Below are 16,972 nucleotides of genomic sequence, written 5' to 3' on the forward strand. Positions count from 1 at the left end.
TCAGTACGTCCCCAGCCAGGAGCCTGGCAGTGAGTGTTTTTTGTTGCGTGCACCTAAAAGTCTTTGCACTTCCATGTTAGATCGATGTTTCCCCCGGCCGTTGTCCTGTTTCATAGGCAAAGAGAAAGGCACGGCGAAGAGAACGTACGGACGAAAAAGGCACACAGACTCAAGTCTTGATCTATTTCAAGTCAGCCCTTCGATGTCGATCAAATGCAATTGTCGTCCGTGATCTTCGTGAGGCGAATCGATGCACACCAGTTTTCCATCGCGTGATAGACGAGGATGAGTGTCGACACGCCATTCACCGCTGTAAATTGGCGGCAAATGAAAATGGCCAAGATCGATGCGTCGTCCCGAAGAGATCTGGTAGAGGTGCGGCGTTTGCATCCGCTCTTTGCCTTTCGGATAAGTGTCGTTGAGGATCCACTCGTTGCCCGGCAGATAGCTTAGGTGTCCACCGCTATCGAGCACGCCCCGACCGATCTCGCGAACGTCGCCGCCGCCATCGATATCTTCGAAGAGAAAATTACCCCAGCCTTCGTTGCCATCAAGATTGCGTGATTGAGACAACAGGTGAGTGTTGTCTCGCCAGATGAAATGGGACGCGTAGCCGTTGCTGCAAACGATACGAACATCATCACCGTCGGGAGTCGCGGTAACGATTCGCGTCATCCGGGATCCATCGGGATAACGCCAACGGTGCAAGACAACAAACCGCGAGCCATCGGGATTGTACAGGAGGTGATTGAAATAATGTTTGATGCCAAATTTTTCGTTCGGAATGAACCCCGTGCGGGCCACGTCCGCAATCGAAAGAATGGTTTTGACATCGCCCGTGGTCAAGTCGATGCGGACGATCCCCGAATCGATCGGTGCCAAGTCATCGGCGTTGGGATCGGGCAGGCCCACATAACCGTAGCCAGGACGAACATCGTTGATACGGCGGAAATCAGCGGCAACGGCTTCCTTTCCATTCGGACTGACGGTGTAAATCGCGTGCGGGATGATTCGCGTTTGCCGCGTCTGAACATCCATGATACGCGCGACATAGCGGTCTCCGATGCGGTCGTTCCAAATGATTTCGGAATCGGACCCGGGTAACCACTGCAACATGCAGCCTTGTTGCCAGCCCCAAGCTTTGCTTTCGCCTAGTTCGATCCAGCGGTCACCGTCTTGAAGATCGACCATGCCAATCTTGATTGTGTCGTCGGCGGTCGGCGAACGATGCTCAAAGTCAACCTGCATCCCCAACACGAATCGATTGGTCGGGTCAAATTGTAGTTTGTCATAGTACCCAAACCAATGATGCTTTGGTCCCCGCGTGATCGTGCGAACGGGAATCGAAGATTCGGTGGCTGCCGTGGCCCCAGAGGTGTTTCCACACGCCGCCAGAGCAATGGCCGCTTGGCTGGCGATGAATTGGCGGCGATCAATCAAATGTTTGTTCATGTTAAGTAGCAGGGCAAAGGTCTTGGGGGATCCGAGACACTGAACGTTAGGCCAACCGGCCAACTTTTTCAATATCCGCCAATCGTCCTCAGCAGTCTACCTTGCTCCCTTTCTGCACATGATAGCCGCATTGGCGCCATCCACGGTTTTCATGCATCCGTGAGCCGTGGGCCGTAAGGCACCGGGTAATGCGTGAGACCCGGTCGATTCGCAACCCTCCGATTTCACCTCCCCAACAGCTTTGCTGTAGGGGAGGTCGGATGGAGCCTTTTCAGCGACATCCGGGTGGGGCTGTCTCCGGCTCACTCGCATGTCGCCTCAAACACACACGCCATTCAGCTGCGCAGCAGCGAAAATATTTCCTCAAACAATTTGCTTGCACCTTTACTTCGCATCGCCAATAATCCGTTTCGGCTGCCACCCAAGCGACCGAAGGTCCACGTAGCCTAGGCTTCCAGCCTGGGACCAGAGTCCTTTCGAGCAGTCAGTCAAAGATGATTTCAGGGTAGTGGATCTTGTTAATGATCCTGCCGCATGAGGATCTTTAGCAAGATCCACTACCGCCAAACCGAACTTTCAAACCTACCAATGTGGGATAGGATTCCAGCCTGTCATCAGCGTCCCTTATCCAGTTTTCGATTTACAATTGTCAGTTTAACTTTTTCAATCTCACCCAAACCGCTTTCCGTCCCCCCCTTTTGCAGCACCGCCCTTTTGCAGCAACCCTGCGGCACCGCCCATCAACCGGTTCAGTCGAATCACCACGGCTGAGTCAAGCGTTTTGTCCACACGGGTATCGAATTGCGTTGTCGAGGTATCGGAGTGCCCAAGCGGTTGTTCTTGCTGACACTTGATCCCGCTAACGATACATTCACCACGGATCATGAATCCCTCAACGTATCCGCAGTTTTTTTTACCGTTTCTCCGAGCTTCGTGCGAATGTGAACATATCGCATCGTCGTTTCAGCGTGCGTATGCCCTATCAGTTTTTGTACCGTCTGCATATCCGTTTCCGGTTCAACGAGATGCGTCGCGAAACTGAGTCGGAGCGAATGCGGCACACCATTTTTATCAATCTTCGCATGACGCAGTGCCACTTTGGCCGCCGCCGCAAATTGCTCCTCGGCAATGTCATGACGCCATATGGCACCCGAGTGCTAAAATCATATATCACCCGACTCACCGGGGGTTAAAAGGATAGTTCTGCTAACTAGATTGATGCGTTTTGACTGAGCTCGTTTCCATGTTCGTTTCCGGAGTAGCAATCGGTGGCATTTGCACATGGATAGCGTTCCCACACATTGCTTGCTTACTCTGTTGTCGACGGGCACGTTCGCGCACATATTCCGCTGTTCAATGTGGACTGTCCTACTTGTCGACTCTGATCCTCAGCGTGTTTTTATGTCTGGTTTCGCACGTTTAACGCTATCCGAACTCGCGGCGTTTATCGGACCGTTTTCCGGGATGGCCTTGATTTGGTGGGCTGCAATCTTCTTCCCTATCCGAAGTGCGACGGGAGTCAGTCGACGTTTCGCCTTAGTATTCCCGGCAGTGTTTGTCTCCGCTGTATTCGTCACTGCATTCGCTTGCATCTTCCCAGTTCCAGGGAACGCAACCTGCCGTTCAATGATCGACCTGGGTGTCTCAGCCATGTTTCTCTGGCCGGGCTTTTTAATTGCTACACTTAGCATTGCGATCTATTCGTGGTCCTCGTTGGCGTTGCAAACGACAGAGCACTTGGAACTGGCGTTACGAATTCAGTCGCCCAACGACGCAATTCACGGAAAAGCAGAACCAAGGGATGCACGTGAGTCGCCGAACTGAGTTTAATAAGGTGGGACGTCGTTCGCGGCGACCACGTGATCCCAACCATTATCCCGCTAGGTGGAACGCAACATGGAAAACTCACATTCTGCTTTTCTACCCGGCGAACATGCTCGCCTTCAATCCATTTCACACCTCGAACAACTACAGCAGAAACACACTGGCGATCCAGGCCAGCTTGGCTTGCACACAGTTGTACCTCCGAACATGGCAGAATATGCCGAGCGACGTGTGTTGATTACTGGCCGATCGTATTATCATTTTGGTTGGGTTCTCTATGAATTGGACGGACTACCCGGTCATTGGCCAGAGGCCGCGATAGTAGACCAACAGATGTGTGAAAATGCCGATCCGCACGTTCAGCCCGCCAACTTAACATATGTAGCCGTGAAATCTGATGATGGAAAATTTGTCGACATTCGTACTCGTGATGGACGTCGATTTTGTTCGTTTCGCAGACATGATGCTGACGCGTCCGTTGACGATATAAATCGTGTCGCAACACTACGCACACGCGTCTCGTTTTCATCGCGTTACGAATTTGATGGTGTAGAATACGATGACAGTCCTGCAACCGAAACCTGATCGCGGTATAGCCATTCCGGTGCACGAGAGCGGCGAAGTTGCGCACCTTGACAATTAAACATTCCTCGGCGCCACCCCGAGATCGGCGGCGTTATTCACATCAAGTAGCATCATGGCATTTGACATCTACGTTGGCGGCTTTTCCCGATACTTCTCGCGAGAATGGGAGAATGTTGTTCAAAAGTATGCACGTGAGTCTGGGACTCATTACCAAATGATTGGACCTGATGGCCCGCCGCAAGCTGCAAACTGGGATGAGGTCGCGGAGGCGGTAACACATTGGAAGGCAGCGATTAATAACGGACTCGGATCGAGTATCTCTGAAGCTATAGATTGGGATGAATCACCGAACGCTCCCTATTTCACGGACCGCCCTGGATACGAAGGTTATGGTGCGCTTCTTGTATGGGCGGCACATGCGGAACGAGGAACGCAACCGCCGACTTCCTATGATGGTGAGTGGTTTTCCGATGAAGCGTTTCTGGAGTGTTCTGTACCGAAAAAAGGCCAGAAGTATCGACCTATTATTTGTGCATCCACTTGGCTTCCGGGGGAGTTCGAATTTAGCTTTGACTTCCAAGATCTAACCGGCGAGAAAACACATGTTTGCGCGAACACGTCGCTGCAACGGTCTTTGCGTGATCTCAATGAAAACACCTTTGGGATGTCCCCAAGCGATCTTGCCGACGTTTTGACAGCAGACTTGGGAGAACACGCAAGTTTGGAATCGCTCGCCCGATTTGGTTTGGCGTTGTTCGACAATCTCGCGGCAAAATCCGTTCAGCATCGTCTGCCAATCATGCTATCAACCTAGGTAATTGCAAAGGGTTTGCACGCGAGTCGGCCAGTCGTGTTGGTTTGAAGTGGTGAGTCGTTCGCGGCGACCACGTGATCTGTACCTTTTTGCCGCAGAGATGTCGCGGTGGATAAAGAAATCCAATTCAATGAGTTGCGTGACTTGCTGACGCAGCTTTGTGGCAGCTTCCAGCAAGATGATCCCGCGATTGCCAAATTGCGCACGATCCGTCCGGAGCGGCTATTTCAATACCTGCGTGAGCTACTTAACGATCCCGATTTCGAACTGCGATGCAAAGCGGCCTTGGCGGTATTCTACTGCGATCCAACAGCCGGGCTTGAACTACTCTTGCCAGTACTTAATGATCCTGAATGGGGTGTCCGAGTGCATATCTGTGGATTGTTGCACGACATCGCTGACAAACGGGCCATTCAGCCACTCATTCATTTGCTAAAAATGGATCCCAGTCCCATGGTGCGCAACACGGCCGCCTATGCGCTTGGTGGCATCGGTGATCCGACTGCAATCCCTGCGTTAATCGAAGCAGTAGACAATGACCACGAGCCTGATGAACTCGGGCATACCGCAAGTGGATGTGCACAAACAGCGCTCGACAATATACTGAAGACGAACCATACGCGAATCAAGTTTGCAGATGGTCTGTGCACAATGCAGCCGAAGCAACTCGATCTGGACGAGCTGAAAACTGAGGCGATGGAATTCTATCGCACCTTGTGACGAACATTGCCGGGGCAAGTGCGGACTGGCAAGATGGGAGCCGGATGCCGTTGCGCGGCACGTCCGGATCTGAGAGGGTCCGAGGGGCGGGAGATGAGGTCGGGTGTCGCTTCACGGGGACGTCCCCTTCTTGGCACTCAAATTTGGCGTTCAATGGTTGATGCTACAGAAACGTTCTCCGCGAGCCCGCGGAACGGGGACGGCGTTCGGCCGAAACAACTCCTCTGACCCGAATGGCACGGGCGAAAGCTGCATCAAACACGCACCCAATCTTTCAGTCTCGCGTGTTCGAAGATCATGTCATGCTGGACCTGCAGGTCTTGACCCATTCCCGCTTCGAGGGCTCGGTCGTGCATGGCCATGGCGATGCCGACGTCCACATAAGCCAAACCGACGGCGTTGAAATAGGTGCGTTCTTGGTCGTTTTCGCGGCCCTGCTTCGTGCCGTTTATCAATTCGATCAAATCGCCGTGGATGTCGCCGTCGGTTAGCTCGCCGTCCTTATACATGCGGCTCAGCGTTTGCGTGCGGTGCTTGACCGTTTCCCAGTCATCACAAACGATTTTATCGCAGGCTTTGGCGACGGCGTACTCGTCTTCCCAGCCGCCAACATGACTGTAGAACGCGCCTGGTTTCATCCATGCGGCCTTCAGCAGCGGAGCTTGCGCGCTGGTGGCTGTCACAATGACATCCGCGTCGCTGGTGGCCTTCTCCAAATCGGAGTTGGCTTTTTCAAATTGAAGGCTTGGTAGGATCGCAGACATTTCTCTAACGAACTGATCCTCTTCAGCGGGTTCCTTGGCCGCAATTCGGCACAGTTGAAGCTCAGGAAGAACGGTCTTCATTGCGATCAAGTGCATCTTGGCCTGTTCGCCTGCACCGATGAATCCGATTGTCTCAGAATCTTTCTTGGCAAGATGCTTCGCAGCGATGGCTCCCATCGTTCCCACACGCACATTGGAACACAGCGTGCCTTCCATGAACGCGGTCGGGAACCCGTGTTCGATCTCTGACAAAATGATCACGGCTGAGAGGTTTTGTATTCCGTACTTCACCGGGTTGGGCGGAAAGACAGAAACCCACTTCACGCCACAGATTTTTTCTTTTTTGAACGTTGCTGGCAAGCAATTGATCCGTTCCTGCGTGTCGTCATTGAAAATCTGGACAATCTTTTCCGGAAACATCACCTCACCAGCATCGAAGGCGAGCATTGCCTTTTCGGCGGCTTCGATTGCCATGCGGATATCGAGACAACCCGCGCCAAGCAAGTCTTCCTGAGAGAAAAAACGACACTTGATTTCGTGATTAGACATTGCTTTTCCTAACAGGATGCTCCTCCAAAAACGGGCGGCGCATCGCTGCGACGCTACGACGATCGACGTCGTGACTGATAGTCCAGCAATAGCATCTTTCGGACCAAACCCGTTCATTTCAGCGAAGCCAACTCGCGACGAACCATTTGCCAGCACGCCGTGCTCATCTGCACGAAGTTGTTCGTATCGACGTGCGTCATGGCACGGCGGCACCATAGCGTCATCCGAGGTCCTTGGTCCCGGGCAGGAGTCAAGTCGTCAGGACTCGTTTCTGTTTCTCAATCCCTGCCTTTAGCAGATCCGTCCTTCCCCTTGCTCACACGCGTCGGGAAAAAGGAGTGAGGAGCTGGGAGTGCTTGTCGGGGGCCCGGCGCAGGGCGAGATGTTGTACTCGAAGGTGTTGATCCCGGGCGTTTGTCAGACAGAAAGATTGATACGACAGAAAAGTTGGAAAGTCGAGTAACAAGTGCTCCATCTTCCTACCTCCATTTTCCTACCAAATCTCTTTGCCGGTGTGGCCGGAGGACTGGGCTGCTGTCGCCCCTACCGCGGCTATTTCGCGTCGTTAGTCGCGAGGCATTTGGCCTCTTGGCAATTCCCTCATGCGTTGCTCATTCGCGATGATTTGCGTGATTCGAGGGCAAGCGTTTAGGTGCGGTATTACGCCACGAATCAGGCGAATTTCCACGAATCCTATTGCTCGAGCAGCGGGCTTGATCGCTGTGGGCAGTGCGGGGTGATGCCAGGTCAGAAAAATCGCCTAGGAGCTGGATGCGTTAACGGCGCCAGTCCGGTTCAGAGATCAATTGGACAAGGATCGAATATTGTGACACCCCAATGAGAAATCTGTGGCAAACCGTGAACGCAAAGCGTATCTTAACATCCGAGAGGCACCGTTCTACGTTAACCGCCGGATCGCGGTAAGATCCAACGTTCTGCCATCCACTAGGTATACGAGATGATCCGACCTCAATTTGTATTCTTCTTTCTCTTGACATCAGTTGTGCACTCGCAGGCGTTGCCCGCCTCTGGAGAGAATGTCCAATTCCATCAGTCCACCGCAATGAAATTCATTCGAACGGGACTTCTCGAACGTGACGCTCGCGGCGTCAATGGGATCACTTTGCCCGGCATCGCGAGGACAATTTTGGGTGAACGCACGATTGTCGAACGTCTTGAATCCGCTTCCAAGTTCGACTGGCCGGATGCGATCGAACTCACGTCAGTACATTTTGCGGAAGTCGACGATGGCGAAGCAATGTTGGCGATGACACGCCGAATGGAGCCCGTGCTATTTCCGAACGGAACGCCAGAGATTTACGAAAAACTAGTTCAAACTGGACGCGCGAAACCAATGACGTCGCTTCGTGCGCGTGTTGTAGCGTTGGCGGAGTTCAACACATTTCGAGATAAAATCGTCCAAAAGGGTTACCTCTTAATTTCAACTGAAGATGTCGGCGAAAAATCGATGGTCGCCTCCATGCAATTAAGATGGTGAATTTGACAGCACAGTGCGACGCACACGAAGTCGCGGTAGCCGGGCGAGTCGGCCATGAAAAATCAACAGCTGCGTCTCGGTTATCGCCAAACGTTCGTCCACAAAACTGCACAGTGTTCCTGTCGAGAGAACTGAGGCTGCTTTTATGAAATTCTCACTTCGCGACATACTTTGGTCCACGGCGATAATCGCGATGATTGCTGGGTTCTTGGTGACGTCTCGGCAACATGTTTCTCAAGTTCGCTTACTTAGTGGACAACTCGCCGACGCGCGAAAGCAGTCCGGCGAGTTCAAGGACGAAGCTGCACAGGCAGTCGACAACTGGCGTCACTCGGTCGCTGAATCGAAGCAAATTCAAGAAGTCCAGTCGCAAGAAATACTTTCGCTGCGGGAACTACTTAAACGATCATTGGGCGATCAACGTGATTGGTTCGAGTTGCAAGTGAAGGGTAACAGGATTATCGCCATTGGTCCCGCTACATCGGATTCGGTTGAAGTAACACCTCGAATCGTTGATATTGCTGAGAGAAAAACCGGATTGGATGGGCAGCGACTTCGCCGCCTCTTGACACCGATTGAACAGCTCAAACTCGGACGCTAAATATTACCGCGGCAGCGTTAGGGGACGAACTGTCCGATGTAACCACGCGGCGAAGTCGGGCGATTTGAAGTGGATGACTATCCGTCGCCGCTGGCTGATCGGAAACGTTTTCCGACTGAAATCATACGACTCCACGAGCGGGAATCATACAATGCGATGGTCGAAGGTTTTTGCTCTCTTTTGCCTTGCACTTTTAGGCAGTATCGCGCAGGGCGCAACGCTTTTCCAGCGTGTGACACCGAACGAAAGAACCTTCACTATGAAGGACAACGGAAACAATACATTCACCTTCACCGTTACGCGTGATCCGGCGATCACTGCCCCTCCCCAAGATGCCAAATACGAAATTCGTAGAAATGGAAATCTTAGAATAAGTGATGGCTCTAAGACGCTTCTCAGCGTTTCTGTATCCCCATCTACCACAATGAATGGGATGCTAATCTATCGTTACACTATCGCAAAAGACGTTGCCGCTAATGCAGTGTTTCAACTATCCGAATCTTGGCAACCAAAAATCGGTCTTCCCATACTTGGCGATGGTCACATGAACCTTGTCGATAAGGTAGCGTTTCAACTGTCCGAATCTAGGCGAGGAAAAAGCGGTTTTGGTTACGTGACTCAATACGGACTCGCCACGGCACCGGGGTTCTCGCAGAATCCGACTCCCGTATCAACGGACGATCGTTCATTTGATCCACCCCCTTTCCCCTCCGAGCAGGGCGACGGCGGATAGCAAAGCTGTGCACGTGCGGACTGGCAAGGTCTTGAAGATTTGCGGGTGTGAAGACTTGGAAGTTGGGAGTGCTTGCTGGGGGGCCCGGCGCAGTGCGAGATGTTGTCGAACTCGGGCGTATGTCAGACAGAAAGATTGATGCGACAGAAAAATTGGAAATGAGGAGAAGCGAGCACTCTATTTTTCTGTCTTCATATTTCTGTCACACATTTTCTTGTTTGTGGTCTTCAATTCGCGTCGTCTGTTGAACACTGCGTCGATCGCTGTCGCCGCTACCGCGGCTATGGTGGTGTCGACGTGTCCGAAACCCCACGCTTTTGCGTGGGGCTAAATGCTGCCGCCACTACCGTGGCTTTGGATCGTCGTTGATTGACTTGCATTTTGTCCTTTGGCAATTCCGTACTGCGTCGCTCATTCGCGATGATTCGCGATGATTCGCGTGATTCGCGTGATTCGCGTGATTCGCGGGCAAACGTTTAGGTGCGGTATTACGCCACGAATCAGGCGAATTTACACGAATCTCAATACTCGTGTAGCGGACTTGATCGCGGTGGGCAGTACGGGGTGATGCCAGGTGAGAAAAGTCGCCTGGGAGCCAGATTCGCCGGCGGCGCCTGTCCGGTTCTGAGAGGGTTCGGAGATCAATTGGACTGTGACGAATTGGACAAGGATCAAATACAGTGTCACCCCAAGGAGAGATCTGTGGCAAACTGTGAACACAAAGCGTATCCTAACATCCGAGAGACACCGTTCTACTCGCCCGAAGGCCGGCTCGCGAGATTTTTAGCAATGGGAAATCAACCGTCCGTGCCCGTTACCGCCGCAGTTATTCGAATGAAATATGTTCTGGCCATTTAAACGCAAACCGCGATCTAGTGGTGGCCTTCCTTCGCGAGCCGCGATTGACGCTTTATCAGACGTGCCGGTTCCCTTCGGATACAAAATGGCATGGTGGACTGTGCGATCGGATCATCTTCAACGTGTCGCCAGTTTTCTGGAGCTTAACGCTGCCTCCGCATGCAATTGGTCATCTGGCGTACCACTCGCTTACGATGGCGGCGTGTTTCTCACGCCACCCGTAAACGGATGGATTCTGATTTGCGGTACCCGTCTGCCGCCGCAGTCCGAAGACGCCGCCACGGAAGTTGAAACCCGACTGGAGATTCTCAGTCACGAATTTTCGGACGCCCAAGTGTTCGCAACGCATCGCGTTGTTGAATATCACGTTTGGGCTCGGGCTCGTGACGGTTCACTAACTCGGGGATTCGGCCATCTTGGTGAAGCCGGCGTGACATTTTGGGACACCGGGTTCGACGAAGGCGAGGATGCACTTGGATTTGATTTTGTGGATTTGTCTGACGATCCTTCTGAGGACGAGCTTGACGCCGCGGACTGGCCGTCCGAAGATCACGTCATGCAAGTCGCATCGGCATGGTCCGTAGCACCCGTTGATTTTGGCGAACACATGTTGGCAGGTGTGGGGATAGTGGCTTCCTCTGCCAACTTCTTCTCCGACGCCAGATGATCGAATGACCATCCCGTGCATACGTCGCCGGTTTTGCGGCTTTGCTCGAATCGACATTCAACCTTTCCTGCCCGGTGACGGGCAACATTCTGCTACTGAGGCCCAATAGTGACAGTAACTAGATGTGCGACGCTAGTGACGGCAATGGCAGTTGCAGCCGCGATTGGACTTTTTTTCAGAGTCTCCTCGACTACGTCAGCTGAAGAAATGAGTGCGCAAAAACCTGTGTATGTCAAACAATTTGCTGCGGGCAAGGTTATCGGCCATTTGGGACACCCGCTCGGAACTGTCGTGCGAATCACCGGAATTTGTGTCGATGGGGATCGGACACGACGCCGTGCGGATGTCGGCAAGACGTTGCTCGAAATACGAGCTGTCAACGGTACGCCGTTGAAACGACCATTTGTTGTTCCGTTTGAACGTGCTGCCGTCGAAGTGACGAAACCGAATGATGGCGACTTGTTCGATTACTATGCGCATGAATGGGGGACGTTCGACGGAATTGTCGCAGTTCCCAAAGACTTGGGGCTCCACAAACCAATGGTGGCCAACGATGGCTTCCACTATCGTCCAAAAGTTACAGTACACAAATCAAACATGGCGTCGCCGCACTAACGTAGCCGCACCAATCGGTGGACGGGAGGGCTCGGCGCGGTCGGTTCAGGATTCAACATTAACTCCTCCGTCCCCGTAAATCCCGCCGTTGTTGTTGTTCGTCGATGCGCGGTCGATTTGCAAGTTCCCATTCGGTTGCTCGGTCGAACTTCGGTCGGTAACCTAAAGGTTCGATGAGACGATCCGATTGGCGAATCGCGTGCCACGCAGGCACAGCGTAAGAATCATGTGATGCACACGAGCGGCGGCAACGTTTTTTCGTGAACGCAACGTCATGGATTGCCGCCGTGTGATCAACAACGCTACCTGACTGAAGATTCGCAACGCTAATGGGCTATTTGACGTCTTGGATTGCAGTCACTTTGCCGCAGGGTGTAGCACGCTCTCGCTTCAACGTCCGGACCACTGGCCAGCGATCTGACTTCGCGGAATTCACGTTGTCTGACGCCGTTCTGCCAAACGGATGGTATCTGATCGTTGCAAACCGATGCGATTGGGCGGAGGGGCAAGACCTCCACCAGCTTTCTCTTGGGGGCGAACTTGTTACTGCCTTCGTCGAAGAACATGTGATGGTGAGTGGCGCGTCGCACTGGCGAGATGGCAAGACAGTCTGGAATGTGGAACACAATTCCGAACTATCATCGGATCACCTGTCGGAGACCGGGGAATTGCCTCATGGATACCGCGAAATCGCTGACGATCTAATCGAACAACAAAAGGCTGTAGATGACTGCGACTACATTTTTGACATTCCCGTAATGGCCGCTCGGTTACTGACGGGATATCGACACGACGAAGATGGACCCTGGACCGAACGCGAGCCATTCGAGATGTTGGAGCCTGTCCGACCTTGGTGGCGGTTCTGGTGATCCCCGAAAATCGCGGGTAACCATTGAGTGACCGAAGAACGGGTTGCGCGATTTTACAAATGGAAACTCTTCTGTCCGTACTCAGCGACGGAGACCGTTCTTGTTCACTGCAAGTGGGAATCGTTTCTGACCGCGTTGCCTCCGCTTGAGCAATTACAAGCGTGCACTTAAAGGAGTATACGGATGTCGCGAATTAGATCCCCTTTCATCGCCATCGTCACCGCGAGTCTACTCGCCGTGACGGCGAATTCCGCTTTCGGCATACTGGTGCAGATTGGTTCCGATTGCCGAATTCCCTTCACTCTTGGTTACCCCAAGCAGGCGGTCATTCAGGTCGTGGCTGCCCTGAAATCCGACAACTGTCGATTTGTTGATGGTCAGTCGAATATGCGTGTGTCAACCTTGCGTTTTCGGGGCGACACGACCGCCATCAACGTGATGCTGAAGAGGCTTGCCGATTGTCCAGCCACGACGGTCGCCGTATCGTTCAAAGCAATGGATCACCCATGCGATTGGCAGATCGATCATTCCGTAAGATCCAACACATTTGGAGTCATCGTTAATTTGAAGTCGGCTCGGATCAGACTCGAAGAGCTCATCATTCCGCCCGCCAAGGGCCCGGAGTTAAAAAGCGAAACACGAATTTCGACGGAACCATGCGATGCAAGTGCGGACTGGCAACATGTTGAAGACTAGCAGGAGTTGGGAGTTGGTTCAGGGCGAGATGTTGTGCTCGCACGTGTTGTGACATAGCGTTTGTCAGACAGAAAGATTATTGCGACAGAACAATTTGAAAGACAATTCGCCCGATGTCTTATCTTCCTACCTCCATTTTCCTACCAAATGTTTTGCCGGGGTGGGCGGAGAGGTGGAATCCAGGAACGTGCGGCTGTCGCTGAATCGGACGTATCCAGTTCGTGTCTCCCACTTGAAATCGGCATCGATCGCTGTCGCCGCTACCGCGGCTATGGTGGTGTCGACGTGTTTGAAACCCCCACGCTTACGCGTGGGGCTACATTCTGTCGCCGCTCTCGCGGCTGTTGATCGTCGTTGATCGGGATGCATTTGGCCTCTTAGCAATTCCGTCCTGCGACGCTCATTCGCGATGATTTGCGTGATTCGAGGGCAAACGTTTAGGTTTGGTATTGCGCCACGAATCACGCGAATTTCCGCGACTTTCAATGCTCGAGATGGGGACTTGAGCGTGATGGCAGTGCGAGGTGATGCCAGGTGAGAAAAGTCGCTTGGGAGCCGGTTGCACTAACATCGCCCGCTGACAATGCAGTCGGCAGTTCTGAGGCAATTCAGTAGCGTTGGTTCCAAATGCGATTCGCACTAGTGCAACATCGCGAATGAGTAAGCTGGTGCGGCGATGCTGGCGCGTGGCACCGTTGAGCAACTTCGGCTGTGCTCGATTGGCAACCAGGTCCGCGACCGATCTCGGTGCCCGTTGTACAAATCCACGGTGATGCCGACGCCACTTTCCCGATTCGATATACTAAACCAGATGTTGTGATTCGCGATGGTCGGCACGCGTTGCCGGTTTCGCACCCAATCGAGACCGCAAACGCCATTGCTGCCTTTACAAAGATGCGATAACCATCCCGATCCATCGGAGCGGCGAAGTCGCGTTTTTTTAACAATTAAAAAACTCTCATCACCGCCCCGTCATCGGTAACGTTCGTCGGCTGAATTCATTGTTAACTCAGAATCCTTACGAAGCTGTTGTCGTTGACGCACCGGAAGTTCGCACCTGGGCTGTGCCGTTTGCGGTGTCCGCAACAATTGCATTTGAACTCTCCGCAATTGCATCCACAGGCAACGATCTCTCCGTCTACGTTGGATCGCCGACCGCGGTTCTTCAAAACGTTGTGCCGGCATTTGTATTTGCTTTGCTGATAGGACGGTTTAATGGGGTTCCCAACACTGTCAGCAGATCCTGGATTACATTGCCTGGCCGTCTATTTGGCGGATGTATACTCGGCACGACTGTACTACCGGTGAATCACATGGTAATGGACTACCTGTACCTAATTCCGTTGCCAAGTAAGCTTGTGGAAGTTTTGCTTGTCATGCTGGTTCCCGTCATACTCTGTACGGTGGCTGAGCGAGCATTTCTTCGAGTATTTGAACAAAAACAAACTTTGAGCGAGACAAGATGTGGGTAACCCAAGTCTGCATCGCAGATCGGGACTACCTATACTTGGTCATTACAACATTCACCGCCCGATCGCGGTAACCATGCCGTGCACGCGAATGACGGCATAAGTTGTTTGCAAATGGAAACCAGAATGGCCGGCTTCGGTGACGACCGCCGTTATTCGACTGGAATTCCGAATGGCGCGCCCCAAAGTCCTGCGATTCTCGCCTTCGTCATTGCCGCACGCTGTATACGCAACGCGTCCGCCAGCCCTGCGTCGTGTAAGCTAGGATGACGCATTGACTGATTATTACTGACTAAATATTAATGATGAACCGATGGTGGCCACGAATTCGACAATAGAAGCCAGTTGATAAATCACACCGACGAGATCGAAGTGACTGTCTCGTTACTTCTCTTACATCGATGCCATCGTTGCTAAAAACTCAGGTAAACAAATGAAACACTCACTCAAGATTCTTGCTTTAACTCTCATGTTACTCGCTCTTGTGGTTCTTATAATCGACACTCAATCGACAGCCGAGCAAGCCGGGCTTGTCTCGACTGCGGCGAGCTTTGCGATGATGACAGGGATCGCGTTATTGGAAGTCGATCGACGGTTGGTCGCACTTGAGTCCGACAAGGAAGCTTCCGAAAAGGTTTAGCTTTGGTCGGTCGCAGCGAATCGCCAACGATAGGAATTCACCAAGTCGGATAGCGAATCAATTAACGCGGAGTGGTCAACAACGTTTTTTTAAATGGAAGATCAACCGCGGCCACCCCGTGATTGCGGCCCCGATTCAGATTGATGCGTTGTGCTCACACGTGTTGAGGAATGGTGGATAGAAGACAGGAAGATTGTTGCGATAGAAAAACTAGAAAGACAGATCGTTGAGTACCTTCTCTTCCTATCTCCATTTTCCTACCAAATTGTTTTGCCGGTGTGGCCGGAGAACTGGGATGCAGGAACGTACGGCGTCCAATGCATCGGACTCCGCTCATTCTCGTCTCTCACTCAACTTTGTCAGCGATCGCTGACGCGGCTACCGCGGCTAGTTTGACTTGTTGATCGCGATGGGCAGTGTGAAGTATTGCTAGTTGCGAAGTGTCGGCCGGCAAGCCGGATGCGTTGACAACGTCTACTGTCAATGCTGTCGACGGTTTGGAAGCAATTCGGTGGTGAATTGGAGAGGGATCAAATATTGTGACACCCCAAAGCGAAATCTGTGGCGGACCGTGAGCACAAAGCGTATCCTAACATCCGAACGGCACCGTTTTACTCGCGTGAAGGACGCGAGTCGAGCGATTTAGCCGTTTGAGACCTGTCCTCGCGTTCCTGTTGATGCAAGACGTTCGCTAAGAAAGTGCATTGGAGGAAGTTCATGTGTCGTCCGTTCACTTTGGAGATTCTGCTTGGATTTGTAGGGTGCGCGAATGATGCGTCGACACCTCCTTCGGCCGCAGAGACAACAACTGGAATCTCGTCAACCGGCGATCTCGACGCCGGGCGTTCATTGCCGGAAGTAAGTCCAGAACTGGTGTACCCTGAAAAGAGTGAAGTGCTGCGATTGCTTGTGCGTGCAACGACGCTGGAGTCCGATGGCAGATTCGAGGATGCCTTGTCGGTTGCGAATCAAGCCGTTGCCATCGATCCCAACAGCCCCAAGGCCAGCGAGTTGAAAGCAAGGCTTGAGGAGCTTCTTCGCCGCGTGTAGATGATTCCAACTATCGAAATTCTGACTGTACTACTTAGAGAATATTGAAATGCACGCGAGTCGCCGAATGCGTACTCCCCAATGCTGAATCCGTATCAAATAGCGTCGCCGGGTGAACATGGCTCAGCACAACAATCCACGCGTGTGTCAACCGTTAGAGCTTCACTGACTTGCGGTTCTGCAACTTCGATTCTTCTGGTCACTCAAACATGAGCGGACTCAGTTCGACAGGTTCGCCGATATCAACGACGCGAGGCTGAGCGTGTTCTGATATATCGACACGTTTTAACACACCAAACGCATCCACCAGACTCTCGGCTACCTAACGCCAGCGGAGTTTGAAGCTCGACACGAAACCAATTTCGCTGTCTAAAATCAAAATCGGGTGCCCACCAGTCTTGGGCTATCGCACAATTGGACAGTGATCAATTGGAGGAGCATCAAATATGTGACACCTCAACGAGAAATCTGTGGCAAACCGTGAACGCAAAGCGTATCCTAACATCCGAACGATACTGATCTATTCGCTCCCAAATCCGGACTTGCCAAGCTTGGCCATCACAACGTC

General features: G+C 52.5%; 16 protein-coding genes. 12 read left to right on the forward strand and 4 right to left on the reverse strand.

The genetic code is table 11. The annotated features are described in order from the left end of the window. Nucleotides 1-186: 186 nt before the first annotated feature. The 3 genes from SH528x_RS13755 to SH528x_RS13765 all read right to left on the reverse strand — a co-directional run bounded on the left by SH528x_RS13755 (nt 187) and on the right by SH528x_RS13765 (nt 2,597). Complete coding sequence (locus SH528x_RS13755; protein WP_442511087.1) at nt 187-1,452, reverse strand: hypothetical protein; 1,266 nt, start codon at nt 1,450-1,452, stop codon at nt 187-189. A gap of 669 nt (nt 1,453-2,121) precedes the next feature. Continuing rightward, complete coding sequence (locus SH528x_RS13760; RefSeq protein ID WP_442511088.1) at nt 2,122-2,337, reverse strand: hypothetical protein; 216 nt, start codon at nt 2,335-2,337, stop codon at nt 2,122-2,124. Next, a complete protein-coding gene (locus SH528x_RS13765) occupies nt 2,334-2,597 on the reverse strand; it encodes a tyrosine-type recombinase/integrase (protein WP_442512130.1) in 264 nt (87 codons plus the stop codon). Before SH528x_RS13765 ends, SH528x_RS13760 begins: the two co-directional genes overlap by 4 nt. A 751-nt stretch (nt 2,598-3,348) precedes the next feature. On the opposite strand from SH528x_RS13765, the gene SH528x_RS13770 reads away from it, so the two are divergent. The 3 genes from SH528x_RS13770 (at nt 3,349) to SH528x_RS13780 (ending at nt 5,395) form a co-directional block, all read left to right on the forward strand. Beyond that, nucleotides 3,349-3,861, forward strand: a complete 513-nt coding sequence (locus SH528x_RS13770) for a hypothetical protein (RefSeq protein ID WP_442511089.1) — start codon at nt 3,349-3,351, stop codon at nt 3,859-3,861. A gap of 112 nt (nt 3,862-3,973) precedes the next feature. Then, complete coding sequence (locus SH528x_RS13775) at nt 3,974-4,675, forward strand: hypothetical protein (protein ID WP_442511090.1); 702 nt, start codon at nt 3,974-3,976, stop codon at nt 4,673-4,675. 108 nt (nt 4,676-4,783) lie between these two features. Further along, a complete protein-coding gene (locus tag SH528x_RS13780) occupies nt 4,784-5,395 on the forward strand; it encodes a HEAT repeat domain-containing protein (RefSeq protein WP_442511091.1) in 612 nt (203 codons plus the stop codon). A 254-nt stretch (nt 5,396-5,649) separates the two neighbouring features. On the opposite strand, the gene SH528x_RS13785 is transcribed toward SH528x_RS13780, so the two are convergent. Further along, nucleotides 5,650-6,708: an ornithine cyclodeaminase family protein gene (locus tag SH528x_RS13785; protein WP_442511092.1), complete on the reverse strand. Its 1,059-nt coding sequence runs from the start codon at nt 6,706-6,708 to the stop codon at nt 5,650-5,652. A gap of 1,063 nt (nt 6,709-7,771) precedes the next feature. Here SH528x_RS13785 and SH528x_RS13790 point away from each other — a divergent pair. From SH528x_RS13790 to SH528x_RS13830, 9 genes are all read left to right on the forward strand, one after another. Then, the gene (locus SH528x_RS13790) at nt 7,772-8,206 is read left to right on the forward strand and encodes a hypothetical protein (RefSeq protein WP_442511093.1); all 435 of its coding nucleotides are present in this window, start codon (nt 7,772-7,774) and stop codon (nt 8,204-8,206) included. Between the two features lie 145 nt (nt 8,207-8,351). After that, entirely contained in the window at nt 8,352-8,807 is a 456-nt protein-coding gene (locus SH528x_RS13795; RefSeq protein ID WP_442511094.1) for a hypothetical protein, read from the forward strand. 151 nt (nt 8,808-8,958) lie between these two features. Further along, a complete protein-coding gene (locus SH528x_RS13800) occupies nt 8,959-9,540 on the forward strand; it encodes a hypothetical protein (RefSeq protein WP_442511095.1) in 582 nt (193 codons plus the stop codon). 841 nt (nt 9,541-10,381) lie between these two features. Next, nucleotides 10,382-11,065 carry a hypothetical protein gene (locus SH528x_RS13805; RefSeq protein WP_442511096.1) on the forward strand — a complete coding sequence of 228 codons (684 nt, stop codon included), beginning with the start codon at nt 10,382-10,384 and terminating at the stop codon, nt 11,063-11,065. Between the two features lie 207 nt (nt 11,066-11,272). Next, nucleotides 11,273-11,680 (forward strand): hypothetical protein, encoded by a 408-nt coding sequence (locus SH528x_RS13810; RefSeq protein WP_442511097.1) that lies wholly within the window; start codon nt 11,273-11,275, stop codon nt 11,678-11,680. Between the two features lie 437 nt (nt 11,681-12,117). Beyond that, nucleotides 12,118-12,549 carry a hypothetical protein gene (locus SH528x_RS13815; protein WP_442511098.1) on the forward strand — a complete coding sequence of 144 codons (432 nt, stop codon included), beginning with the start codon at nt 12,118-12,120 and terminating at the stop codon, nt 12,547-12,549. 183 nt (nt 12,550-12,732) lie between these two features. Further along, on the forward strand, nt 12,733-13,245 hold the full coding sequence (locus tag SH528x_RS13820) for a hypothetical protein (protein ID WP_442511099.1): 513 nt from the start codon (nt 12,733-12,735) through the stop codon (nt 13,243-13,245). A 1,902-nt stretch (nt 13,246-15,147) separates the two neighbouring features. Beyond that, nucleotides 15,148-15,354 (forward strand): hypothetical protein, encoded by a 207-nt coding sequence (locus tag SH528x_RS13825; protein WP_442511100.1) that lies wholly within the window; start codon nt 15,148-15,150, stop codon nt 15,352-15,354. Nucleotides 15,355-16,071: 717 nt separating this feature from the next. After that, nucleotides 16,072-16,404: a tetratricopeptide repeat protein gene (locus tag SH528x_RS13830; RefSeq protein ID WP_442511101.1), complete on the forward strand. Its 333-nt coding sequence runs from the start codon at nt 16,072-16,074 to the stop codon at nt 16,402-16,404. The last annotated feature ends 568 nt before the right edge of the window (nt 16,405-16,972 follow it).

This window comes from Novipirellula methanifontis (assembly GCF_052161655.1).
Classification (GTDB): domain Bacteria; phylum Planctomycetota; class Planctomycetia; order Pirellulales; family Pirellulaceae; genus Novipirellula.

Excerpts from the sequence above, each read along its gene's own strand:
- SH528x_RS13755 (WP_442511087.1), bottom strand. The coding sequence starts at position 1,452 with ATGAACAAACATTTGATTGATCGCCGCCAATTCATCGCCAGCCAAGCG.
- SH528x_RS13760 (WP_442511088.1), bottom strand. The coding sequence starts at position 2,337 with ATGATCCGTGGTGAATGTATCGTTAGCGGGATCAAGTGTCAGCAAGAA.
- SH528x_RS13770 (WP_442511089.1), top strand. The coding sequence starts at position 3,349 with ATGGAAAACTCACATTCTGCTTTTCTACCCGGCGAACATGCTCGCCTT.
- SH528x_RS13775 (WP_442511090.1), top strand. The coding sequence starts at position 3,974 with ATGGCATTTGACATCTACGTTGGCGGCTTTTCCCGATACTTCTCGCGA.
- SH528x_RS13785 (WP_442511092.1), bottom strand. The coding sequence starts at position 6,708 with ATGTCTAATCACGAAATCAAGTGTCGTTTTTTCTCTCAGGAAGACTTG.
- SH528x_RS13790 (WP_442511093.1), top strand. The coding sequence starts at position 7,772 with ATGAAATTCATTCGAACGGGACTTCTCGAACGTGACGCTCGCGGCGTC.
- SH528x_RS13795 (WP_442511094.1), top strand. The coding sequence starts at position 8,352 with ATGAAATTCTCACTTCGCGACATACTTTGGTCCACGGCGATAATCGCG.
- SH528x_RS13800 (WP_442511095.1), top strand. The coding sequence starts at position 8,959 with ATGCGATGGTCGAAGGTTTTTGCTCTCTTTTGCCTTGCACTTTTAGGC.
- SH528x_RS13805 (WP_442511096.1), top strand. The coding sequence starts at position 10,382 with ATGTTCTGGCCATTTAAACGCAAACCGCGATCTAGTGGTGGCCTTCCT.
- SH528x_RS13810 (WP_442511097.1), top strand. The coding sequence starts at position 11,273 with ATGAGTGCGCAAAAACCTGTGTATGTCAAACAATTTGCTGCGGGCAAG.
- SH528x_RS13820 (WP_442511099.1), top strand. The coding sequence starts at position 12,733 with ATGTCGCGAATTAGATCCCCTTTCATCGCCATCGTCACCGCGAGTCTA.
- SH528x_RS13825 (WP_442511100.1), top strand. The coding sequence starts at position 15,148 with ATGAAACACTCACTCAAGATTCTTGCTTTAACTCTCATGTTACTCGCT.
- SH528x_RS13830 (WP_442511101.1), top strand. The coding sequence starts at position 16,072 with ATGTGTCGTCCGTTCACTTTGGAGATTCTGCTTGGATTTGTAGGGTGC.